Annotated in this window: 25 protein-coding genes; 22 read left to right on the top strand and 3 right to left on the bottom strand. The window is 41.7% G+C overall.

The annotated features are described in order from the left end of the window. The first annotated feature begins 65 nt into the window (after window positions 1-65). Window positions 66-740, top strand: coding sequence for a GntR family transcriptional regulator (locus tag MKY20_RS19305; protein ID WP_009330455.1), 675 nt, complete (start codon window positions 66-68; stop codon window positions 738-740). 29 nt (window positions 741-769) lie between these two features. Here MKY20_RS19305 and nadX read toward each other — a convergent pair whose 3' ends face one another. Beyond that, window positions 770-1,576, bottom strand: coding sequence for an aspartate dehydrogenase (gene nadX / locus MKY20_RS19300; RefSeq protein WP_009330454.1), 807 nt, complete (start codon window positions 1,574-1,576; stop codon window positions 770-772). 546 nt (window positions 1,577-2,122) lie between these two features. Between nadX and MKY20_RS19295 the strand changes: the two genes are divergently transcribed. Both MKY20_RS19295 and MKY20_RS19290 read left to right on the top strand, forming a co-directional pair. Further along, the gene (locus MKY20_RS19295) at window positions 2,123-3,568 is read left to right on the top strand and encodes a hypothetical protein (protein ID WP_341002492.1); all 1,446 of its coding nucleotides are present in this window, start codon (window positions 2,123-2,125) and stop codon (window positions 3,566-3,568) included. A 91-nt stretch (window positions 3,569-3,659) separates the two neighbouring features. Next, window positions 3,660-4,340: an NAD(P)-binding domain-containing protein gene (locus MKY20_RS19290; RefSeq protein WP_217025122.1), complete on the top strand. Its 681-nt coding sequence runs from the start codon at window positions 3,660-3,662 to the stop codon at window positions 4,338-4,340. Window positions 4,341-4,365: 25 nt separating this feature from the next. Here MKY20_RS19290 and MKY20_RS19285 read toward each other — a convergent pair whose 3' ends face one another. Further along, window positions 4,366-5,748, bottom strand: coding sequence for a hypothetical protein (locus tag MKY20_RS19285; protein ID WP_341002489.1), 1,383 nt, complete (start codon window positions 5,746-5,748; stop codon window positions 4,366-4,368). A gap of 458 nt (window positions 5,749-6,206) precedes the next feature. Next, on the bottom strand, window positions 6,207-6,542 hold the full coding sequence (locus MKY20_RS19280; protein WP_071158416.1) for a hypothetical protein: 336 nt from the start codon (window positions 6,540-6,542) through the stop codon (window positions 6,207-6,209). An 817-nt stretch (window positions 6,543-7,359) separates the two neighbouring features. Here MKY20_RS19280 and MKY20_RS19275 point away from each other — a divergent pair. The 19 genes from MKY20_RS19275 to MKY20_RS19185 all read left to right on the top strand — a co-directional run bounded on the left by MKY20_RS19275 (window position 7,360) and on the right by MKY20_RS19185 (window position 24,467). Then, complete coding sequence (locus MKY20_RS19275; protein WP_035330542.1) at window positions 7,360-7,692, top strand: 2Fe-2S iron-sulfur cluster-binding protein; 333 nt, start codon at window positions 7,360-7,362, stop codon at window positions 7,690-7,692. A gap of 61 nt (window positions 7,693-7,753) precedes the next feature. Next, a complete protein-coding gene (locus MKY20_RS19270) occupies window positions 7,754-8,524 on the top strand; it encodes a creatininase family protein (protein ID WP_009330448.1) in 771 nt (256 codons plus the stop codon). A 226-nt stretch (window positions 8,525-8,750) separates the two neighbouring features. Continuing rightward, window positions 8,751-9,482, top strand: coding sequence for a TenA family transcriptional regulator (locus MKY20_RS19265; RefSeq protein ID WP_019382771.1), 732 nt, complete (start codon window positions 8,751-8,753; stop codon window positions 9,480-9,482). Window positions 9,483-9,594: 112 nt separating this feature from the next. Next, window positions 9,595-11,067, top strand: coding sequence for an aldehyde dehydrogenase family protein (locus tag MKY20_RS19260; RefSeq protein WP_009330446.1), 1,473 nt, complete (start codon window positions 9,595-9,597; stop codon window positions 11,065-11,067). A gap of 18 nt (window positions 11,068-11,085) precedes the next feature. Continuing rightward, on the top strand, window positions 11,086-11,565 hold the full coding sequence (locus MKY20_RS19255; protein ID WP_009330445.1) for a GlcG/HbpS family heme-binding protein: 480 nt from the start codon (window positions 11,086-11,088) through the stop codon (window positions 11,563-11,565). Window positions 11,566-11,649: 84 nt separating this feature from the next. Then, window positions 11,650-12,246 (top strand): chromate transporter, encoded by a 597-nt coding sequence (locus MKY20_RS19250; RefSeq protein ID WP_009330444.1) that lies wholly within the window; start codon window positions 11,650-11,652, stop codon window positions 12,244-12,246. Then, entirely contained in the window at window positions 12,243-12,773 is a 531-nt protein-coding gene (locus tag MKY20_RS19245) for a chromate transporter (RefSeq protein WP_009330443.1), read from the top strand. Before MKY20_RS19250 ends, MKY20_RS19245 begins: the two co-directional genes overlap by 4 nt. Window positions 12,774-12,797: 24 nt before the next feature. Further along, window positions 12,798-13,505, top strand: coding sequence for a GntR family transcriptional regulator (locus tag MKY20_RS19240; RefSeq protein ID WP_009330442.1), 708 nt, complete (start codon window positions 12,798-12,800; stop codon window positions 13,503-13,505). A 212-nt stretch (window positions 13,506-13,717) separates the two neighbouring features. Further along, complete coding sequence (locus MKY20_RS19235) at window positions 13,718-13,888, top strand: hypothetical protein (protein ID WP_157380155.1); 171 nt, start codon at window positions 13,718-13,720, stop codon at window positions 13,886-13,888. 106 nt (window positions 13,889-13,994) lie between these two features. Further along, window positions 13,995-14,345: a 2Fe-2S iron-sulfur cluster-binding protein gene (locus MKY20_RS19230; protein ID WP_009330441.1), complete on the top strand. Its 351-nt coding sequence runs from the start codon at window positions 13,995-13,997 to the stop codon at window positions 14,343-14,345. Between the two features lie 302 nt (window positions 14,346-14,647). After that, window positions 14,648-15,121, top strand: coding sequence for a RidA family protein (locus tag MKY20_RS19225; protein ID WP_217025112.1), 474 nt, complete (start codon window positions 14,648-14,650; stop codon window positions 15,119-15,121). A gap of 196 nt (window positions 15,122-15,317) precedes the next feature. Then, window positions 15,318-17,102: a sensor histidine kinase gene (locus MKY20_RS19220; RefSeq protein WP_019382762.1), complete on the top strand. Its 1,785-nt coding sequence runs from the start codon at window positions 15,318-15,320 to the stop codon at window positions 17,100-17,102. Then, window positions 17,071-17,862 (top strand): response regulator transcription factor, encoded by a 792-nt coding sequence (locus MKY20_RS19215; RefSeq protein ID WP_019382761.1) that lies wholly within the window; start codon window positions 17,071-17,073, stop codon window positions 17,860-17,862. The genes MKY20_RS19220 and MKY20_RS19215 overlap by 32 nt, the downstream gene beginning before the upstream one ends. 101 nt (window positions 17,863-17,963) lie before the next feature. Beyond that, a complete protein-coding gene (locus MKY20_RS19210; RefSeq protein WP_019382760.1) occupies window positions 17,964-19,277 on the top strand; it encodes an extracellular solute-binding protein in 1,314 nt (437 codons plus the stop codon). Between the two features lie 77 nt (window positions 19,278-19,354). Next, window positions 19,355-20,230, top strand: a complete 876-nt coding sequence (locus MKY20_RS19205) for a carbohydrate ABC transporter permease (protein ID WP_019382759.1) — start codon at window positions 19,355-19,357, stop codon at window positions 20,228-20,230. 18 nt (window positions 20,231-20,248) lie between these two features. Continuing rightward, complete coding sequence (locus tag MKY20_RS19200) at window positions 20,249-21,148, top strand: carbohydrate ABC transporter permease (protein ID WP_019382758.1); 900 nt, start codon at window positions 20,249-20,251, stop codon at window positions 21,146-21,148. A gap of 27 nt (window positions 21,149-21,175) precedes the next feature. Continuing rightward, complete coding sequence (locus tag MKY20_RS19195) at window positions 21,176-21,838, top strand: YesL family protein (protein WP_251156584.1); 663 nt, start codon at window positions 21,176-21,178, stop codon at window positions 21,836-21,838. Between the two features lie 28 nt (window positions 21,839-21,866). Then, window positions 21,867-23,477 (top strand): glycoside hydrolase family 43 protein, encoded by a 1,611-nt coding sequence (locus MKY20_RS19190; protein ID WP_009330433.1) that lies wholly within the window; start codon window positions 21,867-21,869, stop codon window positions 23,475-23,477. A gap of 111 nt (window positions 23,478-23,588) precedes the next feature. Beyond that, complete coding sequence (locus tag MKY20_RS19185) at window positions 23,589-24,467, top strand: MBL fold metallo-hydrolase (RefSeq protein ID WP_019382756.1); 879 nt, start codon at window positions 23,589-23,591, stop codon at window positions 24,465-24,467. Window positions 24,468-24,640 lie beyond the last annotated feature (173 nt).

Below are 24,640 nucleotides of genomic sequence, written 5' to 3'. Positions count from 1 at the left end.
ATTGCTGTACCCCGATAGGTAAGATATAATGAGCGTAAGGATACCAAAGAGAAAGAGGGAAAGGGATGGGGAATAACTGGACGGAAGATAATCTGATCTCGATACGCGAGAGGGTTTATCTGCATATTAAGGATCTTATTTTGGACGGAGAATTTAAAGCGGGAGACCGTCTGGTGGAACGAGAACTTGCTGAGAGATTAAGTATCAGCAGGACACCAATTCGGGAAGCGCTGTTCCGCCTGGAATCCCAGGGGTTTGTTAAGACAGTCCCAAGAAAAGGCGTAATTGTTGCCGATATTTCCGAAAAGGAAATTATCGAAGTGTTTACCATTTTATCATCACTTGAAGTACTGGCTGCAAAATTGGCTGTTCAAAAGCTGGATAATGATATGGAAAGCAAGTTCACTGCCAGCATAAAAAAGGTCGAGGAATACTTGAACAATCCTGAAGAGGATGCTTCTGAATTACATAGGGAACTCAATCATCTCCTATACAGCTCTGCCAAGAATGTGAAGCTTTATGAGATGCTGAGCGGATTATCCGATTACATTCGCGCATTTGCCAAAATCGGGCATAAAAACCCGGGCAGGGCAAAGAAATCAATGGAGGAGCATTTGAAAATTATGGAAGCCATCGTCAATAGAGAAATGGAAATGGCTGAATATCTGACCAAAATACATATTGAAAACTCCAAAAAAGCATATATTGAAGCGGTGCAGCAGAGTGAAAAGAAAAATTAAGAAAGAGCAGAAGCTCTTTCTTAATTTTTTTACACTCCAATCACAAATGGCGAAGTTAAATTTTTTAAAACCTTTGCCACACTCATGGCGACAATCGGACTGGATTTTGGATTTTCCTCATAAGGAACATTCGATACGGATATCTCCACTTCGCCAAAATAACCCTTTGCCTTGATGGTATGTTTGTTCGATTGGATCGTTGGATCAGCATAGACTTTTACTTTAGTATCTTCGAAGCCGATTCCTGCAAGGCTAAGGGCCGCTGACACATTCACGCTCTGCGGAAACAGCTTGGATGACTCCCGTGCATTCCCTTCATAAATACAAAATGGTTCAGTCAGCGTATGTAAATCCACTTTTTCTTCCGCAATCGTACCTTTCCAGCTGCGGGGATGCTTTCTTGTAATTAAGGTAATATTTTCAATTTCCCCCAATGAACCTGCTGCAATCCGATCCAGACCGGCGATAGCAGCAGACGGGATAAAAATCTGCCGGTTATGCTGCTTGGCCGCGGTCTGCAGTTGTTCATAAAAACCGGAGTCTCCCAATGCTCCTACGGAAAGCACCACAAGATGGCTTCCATTTGCCAGCACTTTCTCCCCGAACATATGTAAAGCCTGATGACCCGCTGCTTCTATGATAATATCTAAATCCCCATTAAAAAATTCTGCTTCATCTGATGTTAGAGCAAATGTTTTTTTATCAGCATGCTCTGCTCCCTTTTTTCTTCTAACCAGTACAGACTTTAATTCCACGTCGCCAGCATGACCGGCTTCAATTAATTCCGAAATGGTTCTCCCCAGCGTTCCATAACCGATAATTCCAGCTTTAAGCATATTTATCACTCCTTCTTGGGAATCACCCCTAAAAATTAGGAATTTATAAATCGGTATACGATATACTTTGTGCAATTTTATTCTAGATTTTAACTTAAATCCATAAAGAGAGCAATATATTTTATAGAAAATATTAAAACATCTAAATTTTCAAAATTATTTGCACAATATTTATTTTTAGTGTTATTATAGTATACAAGTTTAAAATAGTGAAAATGGGAGGTGGTCAACCAGAGGAAGTAAGGCTGATCTTTAGAACTGTATTTCTGAAGGAGCATAAGTCAATAGTATTGGATGATTCGGCTGGCGAACTCACATATCACAAACACATCGAAGATTGTCGCTTTTTTGTTTTTTGCTTAGTTTGGTATACAATCCACCAAATGCAGTATGCTTTTTGGAAAATGTTTCAAAACCTCCTGAATAAGCCAAGTGTTGAGGTATTACATATTCAGCTGTAGATAAACAGATCATGCCTCCTGCAATCTGTCTTTTGCAATTTATTTATAGAGAGATATTTTTAATACGAAAAACGGAGGGGAATATATGGAGTTAACATTTGCTCATTGGGTCTATGCAATTGTTACTGTGTCTGTAATCGCAACAATGCTTTTTAGAAGAGGCGTTGTCTTGCCGGTTATCATCGGAACTTTCTTTGTGGCAGTCATCTATAAAGGAAGTCTGATCGCCGGCTTCCAGGCGGTATTTAACGCTAATCTCCTCGCAGCAAAAGAGTTGTTCAGTATATTCTTAATCATTTCCCTTATGATCGCGCTTCTTAATTCTTTGAAAGACCTGGGAGCTGATAAAAAGCTTATCGGCCCGATTGAGAAGGTAATGATCAATGGGCATGTTTCCTATTTAGTATTAATGGTTACTACCTATGTAATTTCACTCTTTTTCTGGCCGACTCCTGCTGTCCCGCTTATCTGTGCATTGCTTGTCCCGGCAGCGGTCAGGGCTGGATTGCCTGTGATGACGGCTGCCATGGTCATTGTCATTGCGGGCCAGGGAATGGCGCTCTCATCTGATTATATCATGCAGGTAGCACCGATGCTAAGCGCCAAAGCAGCTGGAATTGATAAGGCACTGGTTGCTGATAAGACATTGGTTCTTTCCATCATTACAGGAGTATGCGCATTAGGCTATATTTATTTGGCACATAGAAAATCTATTGTTAAAAATGGACACCATGACTCCTCGCTAAACCCTGAGGATTCAGCATTTTTTGGTGTAGCCAATGAGCTTGCGGCCACAGCTGAAGAAAGTGCTGAAACTATCCAGAGAAAAAATACATGGGGAAAGGTCTTTGCCGTAGTAGTGCCCTTATCCATGCTGGCTGTTATGCTCTATATGTTCTCAACAAAGCTGACGGGTGGATCCGGATTTGAAGGAACAGATGGAGCTGCCTTTATCGGAGGGGTAGCGACACTTTTATTGGTGCTCGCCACCGTGGCATTTAATCGCATCCATGCCTTGGATAAAATTAGCGAGCATTTAACTGAAGGATTTGTTTTCGCCTTCAGAGCGATGGCCCCCGTTATTCCAATAGCAGGTTTCTTCTTTATGGGAAGCTCGGACTTCACCGGCACGATACTATCCCTGGATGAAAGCGCTGCCAAGCCTGCGTTCTTGTTTGATATGATACAGGCAGGACAGGCTTATATTCCGGAAAATGCCTTTATTGCCGGTTTTGGTCTTTTAATCGTCGGTCTGATCACTGGTTTGGATGGTTCAGGCTTTTCGGGGCTGCCGTTAACAGGTGCCTTATCGGGTGCTTTGGCAAATGGAAGTCATATCGATCCTTCAACATTGGCAGCGATCGGGCAGATGGGTGCCATCTGGGGCGGAGGAACAATTGTTGCCTGGTCTTCCCTTGTGGCAGTAGCAGGATTCCTTCAGCTTTCACCGCTGGAACTGGCCAGGAAAAACTTTATCCCTGTTGTCGCCAGCCTTTTTATCGCCACATTAATAGCTATTTTAATCTGGTAAAACAGTAATCTTGAAAAATAAAAGGCTATCCTGCAAAGTTAGAATAAACTAACTTAGAGGATAGTCTTTTTTTCAGAATAGGAGGCATTTGATGAAAATAGGTTTAGCAGGGATTGGAAAATTGGGGACTGCCATGATGACTCACTGGCATAAAGCAAACCTTCCAATCGGCATTTATCATCCCGACAGATTAAAGGCAGAACAATTTGCTGAAAAGTTCCCTAACGGACGCCCTTTAAACGATGACGAACTGAAACAAATGGATATAATTCTGCTCGCTTTGCCGGCCGGAAAAGTGATTTCTTTCATGGAAAGCATGTTTCCTGTGGAGTCTTCAGTTGCTTTCATCAACATGGCGACTGCACTTCCAACGAAAGGCATTTCAGAAAGATTCCCTTCCTTCAAGGTATATGGATTGAAGTATATGGGGCATTCGAGAGATTTAATGGAGAATGGAAATGGACTGTTTATTTCAGAGGACCAACTGCCAGGTCCGATAATAGACCTTATCAAGCCATTGGGGGAAATCGTAAAGGATAGTGAAGGAAGATTAGTAGAAGTTAACAAACTGGCAACATTCTTTGCCATAAAGACAGCCGTCGAAATCGAGAACGAATTTATCAGCAAAGACTATCCGCCAGCTTATATTAAAAGAGCTCTTGCCTCCCTGGCACCTGAAGTCATCCGCTCTTACAGTCAAGGCACCCTGGGGCATTTTGCACAGGAGATCGTGAAAGAAATAAAGGAATCCACTAAAAAAGCTGCTGATTAAACTAGTTGATCAGCAGCTTTTTCTATTAGAGTAATCTTTCCAGTAAAAACAAATAGAACATCACACAAGCAACATAAACTGCCGCGAAGGGCATATTCCAGTTGGAGACTTTATAGGAATCGACTTTGATAATGTTTGACATGAGGCCAAGAGTGGCATTATATGGACCCACTAAGAAGGCGGAAACAGCCCCGGAGAGCATCGCAACTGTCAGAATGTGCGGTGATATTCCGATGTCTGCCGGGTTGACGCCTTCAATCATCAATGCAAGTGAGACCGCTGGATGAAGGCCCAGAAATGCCAGCCCTAAAGGGATCAAAGGCAAGATGATCAGGAAAAATTCGACCCCGGCCACATTTATAAAAGCTGCAATCCAATCAAAAAGGACTTCATTTGCATTCGACAAGTTCATGGATGAGATAAAAAAGCCTGTTGATAAAAAAATGAAAAATTGATCCTTCATGCTCAAGGCGAAGGTATTAAAATGCTCAGCAAGCTGTTCGCCAAATTTTTTCCCTTTTTTTAATAAAAGAGACCAGCTGAATGCGAATGGAATAACGATTAAAGAAACAAGAATTAAGAAAGGCAAAGATAGCTGCGTCTCAGCTAGGGATACAAGAACATTAAAAATTGCGATGGCTATCAGGATTTGAAAAACTCTGCCAGGCCGGCCGGCATAACCTGCTTCCAGGGCTGCAGCCGTTTCATGCACAGTTACTTCGCCGGGCTGGGGGAGTTTCATAGGCTGGGACTGACGGGAACCAATAAACCAATCCATTGCTAAACCCAATATGCTCAGCGGAATGACATAGGGGAGGATGGATACCCAGCTGACTCCTGTCATTGTAATCACAATTCCCACAATAGGCGTAACAGGCGCCCAGATTAATGGCATTGCAAACCCCCTGGAAATCGCTCTGCTCATGAATCGTTCCTTGTTACGCACCGGAAAGCTCCCGAGTGCCGGCCGGATTGAATAGTACGTCATGGGAAGAGTGGCAAGATTCATGAAAATGCTAAAAAAGTAAGAGATCCCCGAAGTCATCATATATAAATGACCAGATGTTTTTACCCGATTTTGGATAATGGCCTGGATGCCTTCCCCGTATCGCCCAAGTTTAACCGGAATCCCCAGTATCGGTATTAACGTAAACATGGTAAGCAGATCAAGCATTGGTCCAAAGGCAAGAATATATTGCTGCCAGTCTGAGCCGCTTGTCCAAAGCAGCACAGCACCAAAAGCCAGGAATACGCCGCCGAGAATCTGTACAAATTTCTTTGCAAGTCTGAATGTTAAAGCCACTATAATAAAACACAAGATAGAGAGGAGGGGATCGATATTCCAATGCGGAAGTAAAGTGGACAGCAAATATAAACCAATCACGCTCAAAAATAAAACACTCAGCATATCAACACCCTCGCGATCTTAAATAAAATAAATGGTAGAAATTAAATTGTATACCAAATCTTCACTTTTTCTTTATTTATTCAAAAATCAGCCACATTTCTATTGTCATTTTGGTATTTGGTATACAATTTTGTTGTGAATCTCAAAAATTCATAATATAATAATGATAACAGGTTAGAGAAAAAAAGGAGGACGCCCCGATGTTCCATTTTCTATTTGGATCCAAATATGCAATTGAGAAAACAGAAAGAAAATTAGCCCGTTTGAGAAGAACTTTAAAATTCTAGTAAAGCCGCCTTATCTTTGGCGGTTTTTTCAATAGTATAAGAAAGTTAGAATTATGAACACAGAAAAATGTCAAGTGCAAGAAGCCTACCCCCTGACAAGCCGCTTCCGCTTTTTTTTATGAACAGGAAACCCGGAAGAAGAGCGGCTTCCTCCGGGTTTAGTAATAACATTTATACTGCTACTTCATCAGATTTTACCAGTTTGGAATGTATGGAGTCTTCACTATTGCCGGATGCCTTTACTATTTCATCCAGTTCTTCTCTGGCTGCTTCCAGCGTTTCAAACCGCTCAAAAAATTTAACACCTATATGATTTACATACTCTTTTCCTTCATACTCTTCATAAAGCTGGATTTTCATATTCTCATCCAAAACTTCCGCTATTGTGTACTTAGCCTTCAGCTTATCGAAAAAATAAAAATGATATGTCTCAACCGGCTTTAGACCCTCATTTTCAAGAATGGTCTGGAAAGTATCTTTATTTGTTAATACAATATATTTACCCAATTAAAACACTCCTTTAGTTTTATTTGAACTTAGTTGCAAATGCAGAATTGCTCATATGTAGCTCGAGAGCATACCTCCTTCTATTTGGAATATTGTATACCATTTGTCTTGAGCTTATTTTATACTAAGATTTTGAAATATTCAATATTATATTCTAAATTTTTTAATAATTCGGCGAAAATTTTATCTATTGTTTATTAAAGAGGAAAAGGGCGAGAGCCAATCTGGGAGATTAACGACCAAATTAATCACACACAAGGAAAAATGTTAGTTAATGCGGCCGAATCACGACGAAAATAATTAAACTCAAAGAAAATGGTAGTTAATCGCACAGAATAACGACCAAATTAATCGCACACAAGGAAAAACGGTAGTTAATGCGGCCGAATCACGACGAAAATAATTAAACTCAAAGAAAATGGTAGTTAATCTCACAGAATAACGACCAAATTAATCGCACACAAGGAAAAACGGTAGTTAATGCGGCCGAATCACGACGAAAATAATTAAACTCAAAGAAAATGGTAGTTAATCTCGCTGAATAACACTAAATTAATCGCACACAAGGAAAAACGGTAGTTAATGTGAGCGAATCACGACGAAATAATTAAACTCAATGAAAATGGTAGTTAATGTAGCCGAATCACGACGAAATTAATCGCACTCAAAGGAAAATCGTAGTTAATCCAGTAAGAGACACCTACCTATATCCGCCAAACACAAAAAAATAAAAAACGAGTTTGCTAATCTTCCCGAAAGATTGTATACTTTGAAAAAAGTATCAAAATCTTTAGAATTAACTGAAAGGGGTAATATTATGCCGAAGGTTACGCTTCATGTGGATGGAGAGATTGTGGAAAAGCAGGTAAAGGATAATGCCAATTTGGTTGTCCTTGCAGGGATCCGCCAGTTTCCCGAATTAAAATATGGTTGCGGCATGGGAAGATGCACAAAATGTACGTGCATAGTATTAAATGGGGGAGATGATCTCGCTCCGCCAAATTGGAAGGAAGAAAAAATGCTTGGCGACAAAGTGAAAGAAGGGTATCGGTTAACCTGTCAAATGACGATCCAAAACGACATTGAAATATCCCAGGAAAACATCTCTGTAAAGCCCCCCAAGAAGACTACTGCAGCTATTACAAAATAGTTTTTTATTTTTATTTATTATTGGTATACAAAATACCTAAAATAAGCGGGGTATCAAGAAAATGAATTGTTATGATCTTACTAAAATGACTTGGAAGGAAGTCGAGAAATCACTAGACACAGTAGAGTTTGCCATAATTCCTGTTGGAGCACATGAGCAGCATGGTCCACATATGGCCGAAAGCTGTGATGCGGTGCTTGCGGAGAGAATGGCTAATAAACTGGGGCAGAGAATGTTCCCATATGCTATTGTGACGCCGACTGTTAACATGGGGGTTTCCGAGCATCACATCCATTTTCCCGGAACAATAACACTTCAGCCTTCAACTTTGATTGCCATTCTTACAGACATGGTTTCCTCACTGAAACAGCATGGCATCAAGAAGTTTTTATTTTTGAATTCACATGGCGGAAACCAATCCACACTGAATTTGGCCGCGATGACTATCACAAAGGAATTGGAAGTAGAAGTCTACTATGCAAAGACCACGTCATCTGCAAAGGGATCTATCGGGAAATATGTAAAATCCCCTTTATTTGGCCACAGCTGCGAACGGGAAGTGTCTGAAGCCCTGTATCTCGCTCCTGAACTGGTAAGAGAGGACCTCTTGGAAAAAGGAGATATCAAGGAGGGCGGAAGATGGGAAAGGCTCCGGCCTGGGAAAGCTGTCCAGGGATTTTACTTCTATGAAGAAATGACTGGAAACGGCTGTATAGGTGATGGCCGGCAAGGGAGCAGGGAAATCGGAGAGCAAATCGTTGAAGAAGCCCTGGATAATCTGTCTGCAGAACTTTCCGAGCTGCTTGATCTTAAAGAAGAGCTGCTGTATTAGTTACTTACAATCTATCATACGATAAAAATTAATCTTTAAAAAATTCTAAAAATTATGTTTACAATTCAAAAAGAATAGGTTATGATTTCATTAAGGTATACCAAAGACCAAAAAAACAAGGTAATATAAGGTTGTAAATTAGCAACCTATTATTTTTTAATTAGTTTTGGTATACAAAATATCAAGTGCCAATAGGCTACATAAAATTTCGAGGAGGAGTTTACACATGCCAGAATTATTATCGAAAGATGAATTTCGCAAAGAACTAGAGGAAGCCATTAAAGGAAACCATAGCCAGAAAGCTCCATTCACTGTAGCTTGGGCTGAAGGAAAATTGGAAAGAAAGCATTTTGCCAGATGGGCAGAAAACCATTACCACTATGTTGGACCTTTTGCTGACTACTTAGCATACATCTATCACAACACTCCAACCGATCCAAAATTTGAAGCAGCAAAAGATTTCACACTTCAAAACATGTATGAAGAAGAAATTGCGGCTGACCGCCATACAGACTTGCTGATTCGCTTTGCGGAAGCATGTGGAACAACCCGCGAACGAGTAATCAATCCAGAAAACATGGCACCAACAACATTAGGCCTGCAAAGCTGGTGCTACGCAGTAGCTGCCCGTGAAAACTTCGTTGTAGCAACAGCTGCTCTAGTTGTCGGCCTGGAATCCCAGGTTCCGGACATTTATCGAAAGCAGACTCCTGCTCTCCGTGCACAATACGGATTCACGGATGAAGAAATCGAATTCTTCGATCTTCATATCGTATCCGATGAAATCCATGGAGAACGCGGCTACAAAATCGTTTTGGACCATGCAGATACTCCTGAATTACAGCAGCGCTGCCTTGAAGTAGTCCGCACAGGTGCGAAAATGCGCCGTATGTACATGGATGGCTTATGGAGGGAATATCTTGAACAGGATCTTGGTTCTTTAGTAGAAGCAAAATAATATGTAATATCCAGGCCGTCACACTAAATCTTGTCCTTCGAGGTCTATGTGGCGGCTCTTTCTATAATAGGAGAAGTTGTCGCAGGAAAGAGAGAAATTAACAGAGAGTAAGGTGATAGGTTTGATTACAACAAAGGTAGAAACATTCAATAACTATATTAATGGTGAGTGGCAGGAATCCGCGAGCCAAAAGAAGTTTTATAGTGTGAACCCTGCAAATACAGAAGATGTTGTCGGCGTTTTTCAGGCATCCAATGAAACCGATGTGAAAGAGGCAATTGAAGCTGCCAGTGAAGCTTTCCCTGGCTGGGCAAAGACAGCTCCATCAAAGCGTGCTGCCATTTTAAACAAGGCCGCAGCACATCTCGAAGAAAATGCTGCCCAATATGCAGAAGAACTGACAAGGGAAGAAGGAAAGCATGTCAATGATGCGAAAAATGAAGTGCTGCGCTCCGCACAGACACTTCGCTATTATGCGGTCGAGGGACAAAGCTTCACAGGTGAAACCTTCCCGAATGATGATCCAAATATGAGAGTTTCGACGGAAAGAGAGCCGCTTGGAGTGGTAAGTGTGATCACGCCATGGAACTTTCCAATCTCCATTGCTGCGAGAAAAATTGCTCCGGCATTAATTACTGGAAACACAGTGGTGTTCAAACCTTCTTCAGATACCCCTCTGATTGCCGTGCGGCTTGTTGAAGCGCTGCACGAGGCCGGTATACCAAATGGCGTTTTGAACTTTGTTACTGGGAAGGCATCTGATGTTGGTGATTTACTGGTCACTCATCCTGCAGTCAAGGCTGTCACTTTCACTGGCTCAACAGCTGCAGGAGAGGACATCCATAGCAAATGCTCTTTCACCACCCGCACTCAAATGGAACTTGGAGGAAAGAACCCGCTTCTAGTTATGGAAGATGCTGACCTTGATCTTGCCGCTGCATTAACAGTGAATGGCGGGTTTTCTTTAACCGGGCAAGCCTGTACAGGAACAAGCAGAGTGATCGTGATGAAGGAAGTAAAAGAAGCATTTTTGGAGAAATTGATTGAAAAAACAAGCGCCCTTAAAATTGGCAGCGGGTTTGAAGAAGGAGTTAAGATCGGCCCGCTTGCAAATGAAAGACAGCTGAAAAATGTCCTGAAGTATATTGAGGTTGGCAAAGAAGACGGTGCGGAACTCGCTTATGGCGGTGAGCACCTCACATCAGGTGAATATGAAAAAGGATATTTTGTGCAGCCGGCCATTTTTACTAATGTTAAGCCAAATCACCGCATTGCCAAGGAAGAAATCTTTGGACCTGTCATTGCCGTGATCGAGGCAGATACATATGAAGAAGCCGTTGCGATTGCCAATGACGTTGACTATGGATTGTCTGCTTCCATTGTGACAAATAACTTAAAAACAGCCAGCCGGTTTACTAAAGACATTCAGGCAGGCACGGTAAAAGTGAATCGGACAACAACCGGCAACTTAATCAATGCACCTTTTGGCGGATTAAAGCAATCCAGCACCGCTACGTTCCGGGAATCGGGAAGAGTGGGCCTGGAATTTTTCACTCAAGTGAAAACCGTTTATATTGGCTATTAAATCAGAAGGAGAATGATGATGAAAACAGCTCTAAAACTTGAATTGGAAGAAGCAAAATTGATGATTGAAGCAGCAAAGGTAAAATCAGCGGAAATCAATGTCTTTGAAACTATTGCAATTGTCGATGACGGAGGAAGTGTGATTGCCCTGGAGCGCATGAATGGAGCAAGAATCACCGGGCCAGAAATTGCAATTGCCAAGGCTTACACAGCAGCCGGCCATAAACGCTCCACCCATCTATTCAATAAGGAACCGAACGGACCTGCCCTTCCAGGAAATGAGGCATTTGGGATCCAGCATATGCTTAATGGCAAATTTGCTGTGTTTGTCGGAGGGTTCCCAATTGTTGTTAATGGGGAAGTCGTTGGCGGAATCGGCATCAGCGGAGGAAATGGAGAGCAGGATACGGCTGTTGGTACCGCTGCATTAGAAGCCCTTCAATCCCACGTGGAAAAAGACGGCTATGAAGTTGTAACCGAAGCAGATATTAAAAAATAATAGAAAGGGACCTCATTCGTTATTAATAGGTAGCGGAATGAGGTCCTTCTTCAGTCAATAACACCTAAATAAGGGGAGGATCGCATGAAGCCTTATCTTGAATTGGCAATTGGATTTGCACGCACCGGCGTGACAGGGTATGGAGGAGGTCCTTCGACAATACCGCTGATTGAATTTGAAGCAGTTAAGAAATATAAATGGATGACGGAGGAGGAATTCGGGGAGATTCTGGCATTAGCCAATACGCTGCCAGGACCGATTGCAACGAAAATGGCTGCCTATATCGGCTACAAAGTCAAAGGCAGCATGGGTGCCGCAGTAGCTATCCTTACTCATATCCTTCCTTCTATTATTGCCATGCTAGCCTTGCTTGGCGTTTTATACTCTTTTCGCCAGTCCCCGATTGTCAGCGGAATGGTACAGGGAGTGACACCAGTCATTGGCTTTATGCTGGCAGAGATGGCCTATCGTTTTTACCAGAAAGGCAGCCAGGGCTTAGGGCTGCCAAAAAATCTTATGCTGGCTGCCGTATCACTGGTATTTGTTCAGTTTTTGGAATGGCATCCCGGTATTTTAATTGCGATAGTCTTAAGCACAGCATTTTATATTGCCCATCGGAAGGAGCAGGCGAATAAAAAGGCAACTGAAGAGTACATGCCAGTAAGGGAGAAAAGTTCATGATATATTGGGAGATCTTTTGGGCATTTTTTGTAGCAAATCTATTGGGTTACGGAGGGGGACCCGCAACGATCCCGCTCATTCAAATAGAAGTAGTGAACAACAATGGCTGGATGACACTCACTGAATTTGGGGATGTTCTCGCCATTGCCAATGCGCTGCCGGGTCCCATTGCAACAAAAATGGCCGGATTCATCGGCTATGAATTAGGCGGGGTTTTAGGGGCGGCAGTGGCTTTGGCAGCTACCATCCTACCATCAGCGCTGGCAGTCATCGTCCTGTTTAAGTTTGTTAATCTATTCAAAGATTCCACTAAAGTAAAGCTAATGACCAAATCCGTGCAGCCGATCATTGCTGTCCTCCTGGCTGTCATGGCCTACCAGTTCTTTTTGACAGCCTTTGAAAACAGCGGAATGCTGCATCTTGTGCTTCTTGCAGCCGTTAGCTATTTAACATTAATTAAATTCAAGGTTCATCCTTCGCTTGTTATATTTGGAGCTTTATTTTATGGAGGAATCTTTTTATCTTAAGTTATAAAAATAGGAGGTGGAAAAATGGATAGAACATGGGAGGAAAACAACTTAATATCTATACGCGAACATGCGTATTTGTACCTGAAAAAACTCATTTTAGAAGGAGAATACCAGGCAGGAGACAGACTGGTAGAAAGAGAACTTGCAGCCAAGCTAAACATTAGCCGCACACCGATTCGGGAGGCTCTGTTCAGGCTGGAATCTCAAGGTTTCGTGAAAACAGTTCCCAGAAAAGGGGTTGTCATCTCCAATATCTCAGAGGATGAAGTATTGGAGGTGTTTACGATTCTCTCTTCACTGGAAGTGCTGGCTGTAAAATTGGCAGCACAAAGAATGGATACAAGTACACAAAAAGAACTGGATCTCAAAATTAAGGAACTAATGGAGCTAAGTGAACAGGATGAAGAAAACTTCAATTCCGAACATATTCAAATGAATAGGCTGATTAATAAGGCATCTAAAAGTCCAAAACTATATGAAATCCTATCAGGCTTGATCGATTTTATTCATATGGCGGCCAATATGGGATATGAAACACCAGGAAGAAGGAAGGACTCATTAAAAGAACATATCGATATAATGAAGGCACTGCGCGATAAAGATGCCGAAATAGCTGAATACTTGATGAGGATTCATATTGAAAATTCGAAGAAAGCCTACATGGCGTATATAAACAGTGTTAAAAAGAGGGACCTGCTAAAATTTCAACAGCAAAACGTTTATGAATGAAAGTAAAAGAAAATAATGAAGCATCCTTCGGACAGGAGAGCAAGGAACCATAGGAATAATGTTCGAACTTGGGCGACCTTCGGACAGTAGAGGAAGAAACCGGAGGGCGTGAGTCCGAACTTGGGCGACCTTCGGACAGTAGAGGAAGAAACCGGAGGGCGTGAGTCCGAACTTGGGCGACCTTCGGACAGAAGAGAAAGAAACCGGAGGGCGTGAGTCCGAACTTGGGCCACCTTCGGGACAGAAGAGGAAGAAATCAGTCCGAACTGGCCATTTCTTTAGAGGGAGAAGAAACCAATGGGGATATGTTCAAAGAATGTCGACTATGGAAAATGCATAAGGGTCAAGGGCAAAGCAGTGCTGCAGTTACGGGATTAGAGTAATAACTTAAAATAAAATATTTAAAAGTTTAGTATTGTCTGAATATTATTTATATGGTATATTGTATACCAAGAACTAAGAAACGAAACCACAGGGAGGAATTCAATCATGCCAAACATCCATTTTGTCAATAGCAACAAAACTCTGGAAGTGCCTGAGGATTCTAATATATTAAGAATGTCGCTCCGCTATGATGGAGATCTGCCAAATCGCTGCGGCGGAGGAATTTGCGGTACTTGTGTTTTTAAAACTGAAGAAGGAGCAGAATACCTGGACAACGTAAAAATCCAGGAAAGAAGGAAGCTGGGAGAAGAGTGGCTGGGGAAAGGCTATCGTTTAGGCTGCCAGACATTCGTTACAGACGGGGATATCACCATTTCATGGGACGATGAAGTTACAGATCAGGTGAAAAAGAGAAAGCCGGATAAATTAAAGCAAACCGTTACAACAGGAAAATGAGATTGCGAATACTGCATTCTGTAATGGATGAAATAACGTCATTTGCCCATTACAGAATGTAATAGTATATAGAATCCCAATAAAATAGAAGAAGGTGACATTATGTGGGTTTGCAGCACACATTTAAAAGAAGCCATGCAAATATTAAAAACTCCTCATATTCGAAAAGCTCCATATGAAATCAAATGCTCACTTTGTGAAAATCAAGCTTTCGCCAAAGTCTATTATACTCACCGCTCATTTAAATTCACTAAACAACTATATTCTTCATTAAAACAAAGTGTTTCCCAGGAGGCATAGTGATGGAAGGGGTAAAAAAGGGAATTGAAGAAAGACTGGAAGAGCTGAATATCCAGCTCCCTGTATTGGCTGATATCCGAATGCCTTTCGAACCGGGCGTTATCTCGGGCAATACAGTCTTTTTATCCGGACAAACACCCAGGGTAAATGGCGCGCAAAAATATGCAGGAATTGTCGGGGAAGATATCTCAATCGAGGAAGCAAAGGATGCAGCAAGAATTTGTACGCTGAATTTGCTGTCAGCCCTTAAAGGGATCATTGGAGATTTAAATAAAGTAAAAAGAATCATCAAAATGGATGGATACGTTGCCTCAACAAGCAGCTTTAAAAATCATCCTATAGTCATTAATGCTGCATCAGATTTGCTTCATGACATTTTCGGCAAGGAAAATGGACATGCCCGCAAAGCTGTGGGGCTTGCCTCCCTTCCAGGCGGAGCCCCTGTAGAAATTGAAATGATCGTTGAAATAGAATAACTTCCGAACAAGGGCTGCTCAGATATTGAGCAGTTTTTCTATTTATTCTCCATAAATAAAATGCTAGCATACTTTCAAAAAGGAGAATGGAGGATGTAAGCCCAAATAAATTAATGTAAGGGTTTTCATGTTATCCAGCTTTAAATCTGCTATATTTAAATAAATATATAAGATAACCTGAGAATAGGTGATTCATATGAAGAGTTTTCTTTCTTCTTTAAAAAAATTCAATACACTGCGAAACCAGATTTTAGCAGTGTTTTTAAGCGTCATGCTGTTTGTCCTGGCATTTGTTTCACTCGTTGTCTATGACCAATTAGGCGGCTTTTTCAGGCAAAATGCGGAACGCCAGGTTCAGCAAACCGCTGCAGAAGCCAACGGCAGAATGGAAACGCTTTATAAACAGATTGATACTCTGACTAATCAGCTCATGACCAATAGCACTGTTCAGCAAATGCTGCTAAAGATGCTTGAAGGGGAAAGCATGGATTATGGAAAATTGGAATCCCTGATAAAAATCATCAATAATACATATGCCTACTCAGATGGAATATCTTCAATTGAACTGTATAATGCAGAAGGCAAAAGGATTTATCCATTCGATGGGAAAAATATTTTTAAAGTAATCGATTCAAAGTGGGTGAAGGCCGCTGACAAGGAAAAGGGGAAGCTTGTTTGGACTGGGAAGGATAAGGGAAACACCAGCTATTCTGCAGCCATACGGAGAGTCAGTCTTATGGATCGCTGGTTCTCGAATGGCGGTTATCTTGTCGTCCGTATTTCCAACAGTTATTTTCAGGTTCAGGGCAATAGTGAAGAAAACGGACAAAACGATTATATGATGCTTCTCGATCGCGACTTAACACCCATTACTTATGATTATGGACTCGACATAAAAAGCATTATCCAGCAAGAGGAAAAATCGATTATGATCCGTGATCAGGAATATATGGCTGTTACTGAAAAGTCAGCTCTGACAGGCTGGACTTTTGTCATCCTGAAGCCGATGAGTTTTCTGCTGCAGGGCGTTACGAAAGTTCGAGCAGTAATCATTTTAGCAGTTTCCATTGGATTCTTTTTATTTGTCATTTCCTCCATAGTGCTTGCCACCATGATCACCAGACCGATTAAAAAACTGACTAATACGATGAAAAATGCCAAAATGGATGAATTAAAACTGAATCCTGAGAGTAATTCCTCACTTGAATTTATTGAATTAAATAACACCTACAATAAAATGGTTGAAAGGACCAACCACTTAATACAGGTTGTTTATGAAAAAGAATTGCTTCGGTCCCGAACGGAGCTGAAGGCACTGCAGGCCCAAATTGATCCGCATTTTCTTTACAACACTCTAAACGCACTTTACTGGTCCCTGGAGGAGAAAGAGGAAGAGGAATTGGCTGAGATTGTCATTTCAATGTCTGAACTTTTCCGATATACAATCGGGAATCGCAGATCTGCTGAATGGGTTACCATACATGATGAACTTGATCATATTGAACGGTATATGCGCCTAATGAAAATGCGGCTTGGCGAAAGACTGTTATGGAAAATTGCTGCACCGCCCAAGCTCCTTGGTGTGAAAATACCAAAACTGATTATACAGCCATTAGTTGAAAATGCTATACAGCATGGAATTGAAAATAAGAGAATACAAGGAACTGTCCTTATCAAATTAGAAGAATCAGCCGGTGGGGACTCGGTCAAAATCACGGTGCAGGATAACGGCCCGGGGATTGATCAGATAGAGCTTCATCAGTTAAACGAGGAGATAAAAAAAGAGAATGTTTCTTCATTTAAAGGGATTGGGATGGCGCTGACAAACGTTAACAAAAGGCTCAGCCTTTATTATGATGCCTATTCCCTTGGCGGTCTTCATCTGGAAAGTGAGTTGGGTTCAGGCACTAAAGTTGTGTTCGTAATACCTGCGGGGGAGGGAAATAAAGGTGAATACAAAGATAATCTTAATAGTGGATGATGAAGAGACAACAAGACAGGGGCTGAAAAAGACACTGGAAGGATGGTCAGCAGGGAGACTTGAGATTCTAAGCGCAGCTGATGGACAGGAAGCTTTAGAGTTATTCCAGAGGACCAGAGTGAACCTGCTTATTACAGATATATGCATGCCAGAAATGACTGGTTTGGCACTGCTGAAAAACATCAGAAACCAAGGATACAAGCCGGCTGTCATGATAATTTCAGGCTATCCTGATTTTGAATATGCCCAGGAAGCCATCCGGCTTGGTGTTCTCAACTATCTGGTCAAACCACTGCGGAAGGAAAGTCTTATAAAGGCAATTGAAGAAGCCCTTGAAACGGAAGAACATATGGTCAGGGCAGATTATTTGGAAAAAGTCGCAGACCAAGGCCTGCTTGAGCTGGAAGCAAAAAAAGAGTATGTAAATTCATCTGTCAAACAGGCCATTGCTTATGTGAACGAAAACCTTCCGGGACAAATTTCTCTCAAAGAAGTCGCTGATGCAGTGCATCTGAATGCCAGTTATTTTAGTGCGATGTTTAAAGAGCAGACCAGCATTACTTTTAGTGAATATTTGACAAGAAAAAGACTGCAATTGGCGAAAAAGCTGCTCATAACCACGGATTTGCCAATAGATGAAGTGGCCCGGCAGGCCGGGTATCAAACAGCCAAGTACTTTATTAAACTTTTTAAAGACTCGGAAGGTGTGACCCCAAGCAAATACCGGAAGCTGACCGAACTTGATGAAACTCCCATCTAAAAATAGTGGAATTTTTCCCAATCGCGGTTACCTTACCGCGATTTTTTAGTGGTGTTATCATTAGAATTGTTAGAATAATTAAGAAATAGGGGGTTAGGAAAATGCTTAAGAAAGCGCATTCATTAATACTTATTGCAGTGCTGATCCTGGCAGCAGCGCTCGCAGGATGCAGCGGAAACACCGATACGGCCAGTGGTGAAAACGGTTCCAAAAAAACCATTAAATTCATGCACTTATGGCCGGCAGGAAGCTCCAAGCAGCAAAATCAGATTGTTACAGATATTATTGAACAATATGAAGCCGAGCATGAAGATGTGAAAATTGAAGTCGAAGTTCTGGAAAATGAACAGTACAAAAATAAAATCAAAGTTCTTTCATCTTCTAATGAATTGCCGGATGTAGGGTTTACCTGGGCAGCCGGATATATGACCCCATTTGTGAAAGGCAATCTATTTGCAGAGCTGGATGATGTACTGAATGATGGTTTGAAGGAATCTTTTGTAAGCGGGACTACGGAAGCCTACGCTCTCGATGGAAAAACCTATGGTTTGCCTCTTGAGCTGAACATTGCACCTATTTACTACAATAAAGAAATTTTTGAGAAATATGATCTTGATGTACCCCACACTTACAGTGAGTTTGAAAATGCTGTTAAGACATTGACAGACAACGGGGTTGCCCCGATTGCACTTGGAAATAAAGACCGCTGGACAGGATCCTTGTGGTACATGTACCTGGCAGACCGAATTGGAGGGGCTGAAGTTCTTAATAAAGCCATTGACCGCTCTGGTTCGTTCGAAGATCCGGCACTGGTATCAGCTGCTGAAGAAGTTCAAAACCTTGTCAAAGAGAACGCATTTAATAAAGGCTATAATGGACTTTCAAATGACGAAGGAAAGGCTGAGTTCCTGAACGGCAATGCTGCAATGTATCTAATGGGAACCTGGGAGCTCCCTAATTTTACGACGAATGAAGAAATTCCGCAGGATTTCAGGGAAAAGGTTGGATTCTTTAAATTCCCGACCGTTGACGGAGGCAAAGGAAATATCGACAGCTGGGTGGGCGGCCCGGGAGTAGGGTTATTCGTAGCTGAAAATTCAAAGGTTAAAGATGAATCAAAAGAATTTGTAAAGTTCTTTGTTGAAAAATGGGGAGAGCAATCTGTTGAAAAAGCGGGTGTAATTCCTGCCACGAAGGTTGATACCGGTAAAGTGGATCTTCCGGAACTGTATATTGATGTTTTAAATGAGTTAAATAAAGCCAGCAGCTTAACCTTATTTGCTGATGTCCAAATGAGTGCTTCGGTTGCAGAAACACATTTAAACCTTATCCAATCACTGTTCGGCAATGAAGTAAAACCAGCTGATTATGCCAAACAGCATGAAGAGGCTCTTAAGGCTGAGGAAGGGAATTAACAGCCTTCCCGAAAAAAGGATATATCTGCTGTTGGGGTATATCCTTTCTAATTCTAACAGGAAGGAGCTGAAATGAAATGAATAAAGTGCTTTCCAATAAAAAAGTCATCGCACTGTACATCACACCTGCCCTTTTCCTGGTCCTTGCGCTGATCTATGTGCCGATTATACAGACAGGCTACTTTGGTTTAATGAAATGGAATGGCATTGGAGAAATGGATTTCATCGGCCTAAAGAATTACAAGGTACTGATGAAAGATGCACTCTTTTGGAAAAGTGCATTGCATTCCTTTTTGCTGGCCCTGTTTTCTGCATTAAGTCTGATCGGCTACTTGTTCATTTCCATTATCCTCGCCAGTAAAATCAAAGGTGCAGATTTATTAAGGAAGATATACCTGATCCCCATGCTGCTGGCATCAGTCGCAATTGCACAGCTTTGGATGAAGATATACCACCCTTCAAATGGCATGCTGAACACAGTGTTAGTAGCTATCGGCATTGAAGATCCGCCTGCATGGCTAGCGGATGCCAATCTCGCACTCTATGCCATCATTATACCAATTATATGGCAATACGCCGGTTTTTATATTCTCATTTATTATGCAGCATTAAAAAATATTCCTGAATCACTTATTGAAGCAGCAAGAATTGATGGGGCTTCTCCCTGGCAGATTGCCCTTAAAATAAAGCTCCCTTTGATTATGAATGTAATTAAAGTAACAATTGTTCTAGCAGTCGTAGGCTCGCTGAAATACTTTGACCTGATCTATGTCATGACCGGAGGCGGTCCGAATGGAGCAAGCGAAGTAATGGCGTCTTATATGTATCAGAAAGCATTTAAGGGTTTTGACTTTGGATATGCGAGTGCCATCGGATTTTTCCTGCTGGTCATTTGTCTTGTTGTTACTTACATCATCCGCAGATTTACAGCTGCTAATGAAGATATCTATTAATGGAAGGGAGGAAAATGTATGGAAACAGTAAAACCTGATGGCGCCCCACGCATAGGAAATGGACTGGACACAAAGCTTGTCTCAAAACCGATTGTGAACCGTTTAGCATATGGCATCATGTATGTGTTCCTGGTTCTTGTCGCCGTGTTTCAGATTTTCCCGATTATCTGGCTATTTCTTTTTTCCCTGAAAAGCAACCAGGAAGTATTCAATATGTCTCCATTCTCATTGCCGGAAAACCCTAAATGGGAAAATTACGCAAAGGTTTGGACGGAAGGAAACATCAGCCTCTATTTTATAAATAGTGTAACGTACACCCTTGCAGCTGTCATTCTGACTGTTGTTTTAGCCAGCATGGTTACCTTTGCCATTACGAGAATGCATTGGAAAGGCAGCAGGCTGGTGCTGGGACTGTTTATGGTCGGTTTAATGATACCGGTCCATTCGACATTGATCCCTTTATTCAGCACTTTTACCAATATCAATCTGATTGATAATCCGCTATCCATTATTCTAACTTACACAGCTTTCAACCTTCCAATCACCATTATGATTTTGCTGGGCTTCTATGAAGCTTTGCCAAGGGAGGTAGAAGAAGCAGCAGTCATGGATGGTGCATCCATCCATCATATTTTCTTTAAAATCACACTGCCTATGACGATGCCGGTAATGGCAACGGCTGCGATTATTAATATGATTTACAACTGGAATGAATTTGTATTTGTGAATACATTTATCAGTTCGGATAGCTTTAAGACACTTACAGTTGGAATCCAGAATTTCATTGGCCAGTATACTACGGATTGGGGTGCTATAGGTGCCACACTGGTCATCAGCATCCTGCCAATATTAATTGCCTTTCTGATATTAAGCAATCGCATCGTTGAGGGAATAGCATCTGGTTCGGTTAAAGGCTAATGATTTGAATCAGAGGAGGTGACAAACATGCAAAATATGCTGGGCAAGCTATTTACAATATGTGAATGGATCATGAAGCTTGCTTATGTTAACTTGCTCTGGCTGTTATTTACGATGGCGGGGCTAATCGTATTTGGCTTCATGCCTGCAACCGTATCCCTCTTCACTATCGTCCGCAAGTGGCAGATGAAAGAGACAGAAGTGCCTGTTTGGGATACTTTCCTATCAATCTATAAAAAGGAATTTACTAAATCTAATTTGCTTGGTTTCATACTTGTCATCTGCGCGGGGTTCATTCTTTTGGATTTGCATTTTGTAAATGGCTTAGAAGGGGTTCTGCAGCTGATGTTTTTCGTACTGCTGCTTATTATATCAGCTCTTTATTTCATTACTCTGATGTATCTTTTTCCGGTTTATGTACATTACGATTTAAGAGTTAGCGAATATATAAAAAATTCATGTTTACTTGGGATCCTTAACCTGCATCTTACCCTGATCATAGCAGCCTCTGCCGGATCCATCATTTTTCTGCTTTTGTACAGTCCTGCATTTATTCCCTTCTTTAGCGCTGTTTCCATTACATGGATTTTGATGTATGGGGGAATGTACAGTTTTAGGAAAATTGAAGCGAGGCAAAAGCACCGGCAGCTTGAACAGTTCAGGCATTCGGGCTTAAGCAGACATATTTAAGGAATAATAAAATGAAAGGTATGGTCAAATGGCACTTATACGCAATCCGATTTTAACAGGATTTAATCCTGATCCGAGCATTTGCCGGGTGGGAGAAGATTATTATATTGCTGTTTCCACTTTTGAGTGGTTTCCCGGTGTTGGAATCTATCATTCTAAGGATCTGAAAAATTGGCGTCTGGCTGCAAGGCCATTAAACCGGATAAGCCAGCTGAATATGACAGGAAGTCCGGATTCAGGCGGGATTTGGGCACCTGCTTTATCCTATCACGATGGCCGGTTCTGGCTTATTTATACGGATGTAAAAGTGGTGGATGGCCAGTGGAAGGATTGCCATAATTACCTTTCAGTATGTGAAAGCGTAGAAGGGGAATGGTCTGATCCTGTGTATTTAAATAGTTCAGGCTTTGACCCTTCTATGTTCCATGATGAGGACGGAAAAAAATATTTGGTCAACATGGTGTGGGATCACCGTGCCGGCCATCACAACTTTTACGGAATCGCTTTGCAGGAATATGACGTACAGAAGCAAAAGCTGAAAGGGAAAGCGGAGGTCATCTTCAAGGGGACTGATATCAAACTGACAGAAGCTCCGCATTTGTATAAAATCAATGGTTATTATTATTTGCTGACTGCTGAAGGCGGAACTAAATATGATCATCAGGCCACCATTGCGAGATCAAAGAACATAAGGGGGCCATATGAAGTACACCCTGAAAATCCGCTCATTTCATCTTTCGGGTCACCGAGGAACCCTCTGCAAAAGGCAGGTCACGCTTCAATGGTAAAAACTCACACAGATGAGTGGTTTCTTGTCCATCTTACAGGACGCCCCTTAACAAGAGAGGGTCATCCTTTACTTGACCCGCGCGGTTATTGTCCTCTTGGAAGGGAGACTGCCATACAAAGGCTGGAATGGAAGAATGACTGGCCTTATGTAACTGGCGGGAACGAGCCTGCCCTTGAAATAGAAGGGCCAAAGATTAAGGAAGTAAAGTGGGGAAGAGATTTTCCGGAAAAAGACGATTTTGATAGTGAAACCCTAAACCTGCATTTCCAGAATTTAAGGATTCCGCTCGGTGAGAATATTGTTTCTTTGAAGGATAACCCTGGCCATCTTCGGTTATATGGGAAAGAAAGCTTAACATCCAAATTTACACAGGCCTTCATAGCGAGAAGATGGCAGCACTTTTCTTTTACTGCTGAAACAAAGGTGGCATTTGAGCCCGAAACCTTCCAGCAATCTGCCGGTCTCGTTAATTATTATAATACTGAAAACTGGACGTCATGCCAGGTCAGCTGGGATGAAGATAAAGGACGAATCCTGGAATTGGTGTCATGCGATAATTTTACTTTCTCCCAGCCGTTAAAAGGGAGTGAAATTGAAATCCCGGCAGAAGTGAAATATGTTTACCTTCGTGTAAATGTCCATATCCATGAATATAATTATTCTTATTCATTCGACGGTGAGAACTGGACAGAACTTGCAGTTCCTTTCCAATCCCATAAATTATCGGATGATTACATAAAGGGCGGCGGTTTTTTTACAGGTGCATTCGTCGGCATGCAATGTCAGGACACTTCCGGCCAAAATCAATTTGCCGATTTTGATTACTTTGTTTATAAAGGCGAATCTTAATCATAAAATGGGGCTGCTCAAGTATTGAGCAGTTTTTTCTATATAATAGAGAAAAAGGATTCTATTCACTTTTAACGAATTAATGTACAAAAGAATCGGAGGGAGGATTTTATGCAAACTTTAGAAAAACTTAAGCACAGGGTTTGGTATCAAACTCCTGTTTCAGAAACTGACCGTCCTATTTTAGGGGCTGTGGTCGGGGATCAAATGACTTTGATGATTGATGCAGGCAATTCTGAAGCACATGCTCAATTGTTTTTAAGCGAGCTGGAGAAACTGCGAATACCTTCACCGAGGATGGTGGTCCTGACTCATTGGCACTGGGATCATATTTTCGGCCTGCCTGCACTGGATATTCCATCTATTGCTTCTAATCTCACCAAAGCTGAAATGGAAAAGCTAATCCCTTACCAATGGACAGATGAGGCATTGGATGAACGTGTGAAAAGCGGAATCGAAATAGAATTTTGCGCGAGCGCTATTAAGAACGAGTATGGTAATGATCGAAGCATTAAGGTTAAACTTCCAGATATCACTTTTGAGAATATTCTTGAAATCGATCTTGGCGGTGTGAGCTGCCAACTGCAAAGAGTCGGCGGGGACCATTCTCCAGACTCGGTGGTGGTATATATAAAAGAAGAAAAAATATTATTTCTCGGCGATGCGATTTACGCGAATCTTTACGCAAGTAAATGGAATTACACAGCAGACTGTGTGCTTCAGCTATTGGATGCACTGGAACAGTTTGATGCAGATACATATATTTTGTCCCACGGGACGGCCATCTCAAAGGCAGAGTACCAGGTGGAAACGGCCATGCTCAGGAAGGCAGCAAGACTAACAGAAGAATTCGAAGGACAAATGGAAGAAATGAAGAATGCCTATCAATCCAGTGTCAATCGTGAACTGAATGGCAATGAGCTAGAAACGATACAGTACTTTGCAAATGGCTATGAACTAAAAGGGCCTTCAACAGGATCAGATATTTAAAGTTCTGCGTGTTTTAAAGGCTATTTTTGTGAAGTCTCCTTCTTTCTAAATACCTTCGTTTAATTTGCTGAGTTGATTGGAGCTGAGGTCACTTGACTCCAGCAGGAGGCTTACGTCCTCCCCGCTGATTTCAAAACCAAAAACAACAATCTATGAGAAAAGACCATTTTATT

The organism is Cytobacillus sp. FSL W8-0315 (assembly GCF_038002905.1).
GTDB lineage: Bacteria > Bacillota > Bacilli > Bacillales > Cytobacillaceae > Cytobacillus > Cytobacillus pseudoceanisediminis.
The sequence above is the reverse complement of the archived record's forward strand: the minus strand, read 5'-3'. Positions and strand labels throughout refer to the sequence as shown.

Coding starts and splice junctions, on each gene's coding strand:
- MKY20_RS19305 (WP_009330455.1), top strand. CDS start 66: ATGGGGAATAACTGGACGGAAGATAATCTGATCTCGATACGCGAGAGG.
- nadX (WP_009330454.1), bottom strand. CDS start 1,576: ATGCTTAAAGCTGGAATTATCGGTTATGGAACGCTGGGGAGAACCATT.
- MKY20_RS19295 (WP_341002492.1), top strand. CDS start 2,123: ATGGAGTTAACATTTGCTCATTGGGTCTATGCAATTGTTACTGTGTCT.
- MKY20_RS19290 (WP_217025122.1), top strand. CDS start 3,660: ATGAAAATAGGTTTAGCAGGGATTGGAAAATTGGGGACTGCCATGATG.
- MKY20_RS19285 (WP_341002489.1), bottom strand. CDS start 5,748: ATGCTGAGTGTTTTATTTTTGAGCGTGATTGGTTTATATTTGCTGTCC.
- MKY20_RS19275 (WP_035330542.1), top strand. CDS start 7,360: ATGCCGAAGGTTACGCTTCATGTGGATGGAGAGATTGTGGAAAAGCAG.
- MKY20_RS19270 (WP_009330448.1), top strand. CDS start 7,754: ATGAATTGTTATGATCTTACTAAAATGACTTGGAAGGAAGTCGAGAAA.
- MKY20_RS19265 (WP_019382771.1), top strand. CDS start 8,751: ATGCCAGAATTATTATCGAAAGATGAATTTCGCAAAGAACTAGAGGAA.
- MKY20_RS19255 (WP_009330445.1), top strand. CDS start 11,086: ATGAAAACAGCTCTAAAACTTGAATTGGAAGAAGCAAAATTGATGATT.
- MKY20_RS19250 (WP_009330444.1), top strand. CDS start 11,650: ATGAAGCCTTATCTTGAATTGGCAATTGGATTTGCACGCACCGGCGTG.
- MKY20_RS19245 (WP_009330443.1), top strand. CDS start 12,243: ATGATATATTGGGAGATCTTTTGGGCATTTTTTGTAGCAAATCTATTG.
- MKY20_RS19240 (WP_009330442.1), top strand. CDS start 12,798: ATGGATAGAACATGGGAGGAAAACAACTTAATATCTATACGCGAACAT.
- MKY20_RS19230 (WP_009330441.1), top strand. CDS start 13,995: ATGCCAAACATCCATTTTGTCAATAGCAACAAAACTCTGGAAGTGCCT.
- MKY20_RS19225 (WP_217025112.1), top strand. CDS start 14,648: ATGGAAGGGGTAAAAAAGGGAATTGAAGAAAGACTGGAAGAGCTGAAT.
- MKY20_RS19220 (WP_019382762.1), top strand. CDS start 15,318: ATGAAGAGTTTTCTTTCTTCTTTAAAAAAATTCAATACACTGCGAAAC.
- MKY20_RS19210 (WP_019382760.1), top strand. CDS start 17,964: ATGCTTAAGAAAGCGCATTCATTAATACTTATTGCAGTGCTGATCCTG.
- MKY20_RS19205 (WP_019382759.1), top strand. CDS start 19,355: ATGAATAAAGTGCTTTCCAATAAAAAAGTCATCGCACTGTACATCACA.
- MKY20_RS19200 (WP_019382758.1), top strand. CDS start 20,249: ATGGAAACAGTAAAACCTGATGGCGCCCCACGCATAGGAAATGGACTG.
- MKY20_RS19195 (WP_251156584.1), top strand. CDS start 21,176: ATGCAAAATATGCTGGGCAAGCTATTTACAATATGTGAATGGATCATG.
- MKY20_RS19190 (WP_009330433.1), top strand. CDS start 21,867: ATGGCACTTATACGCAATCCGATTTTAACAGGATTTAATCCTGATCCG.
- MKY20_RS19185 (WP_019382756.1), top strand. CDS start 23,589: ATGCAAACTTTAGAAAAACTTAAGCACAGGGTTTGGTATCAAACTCCT.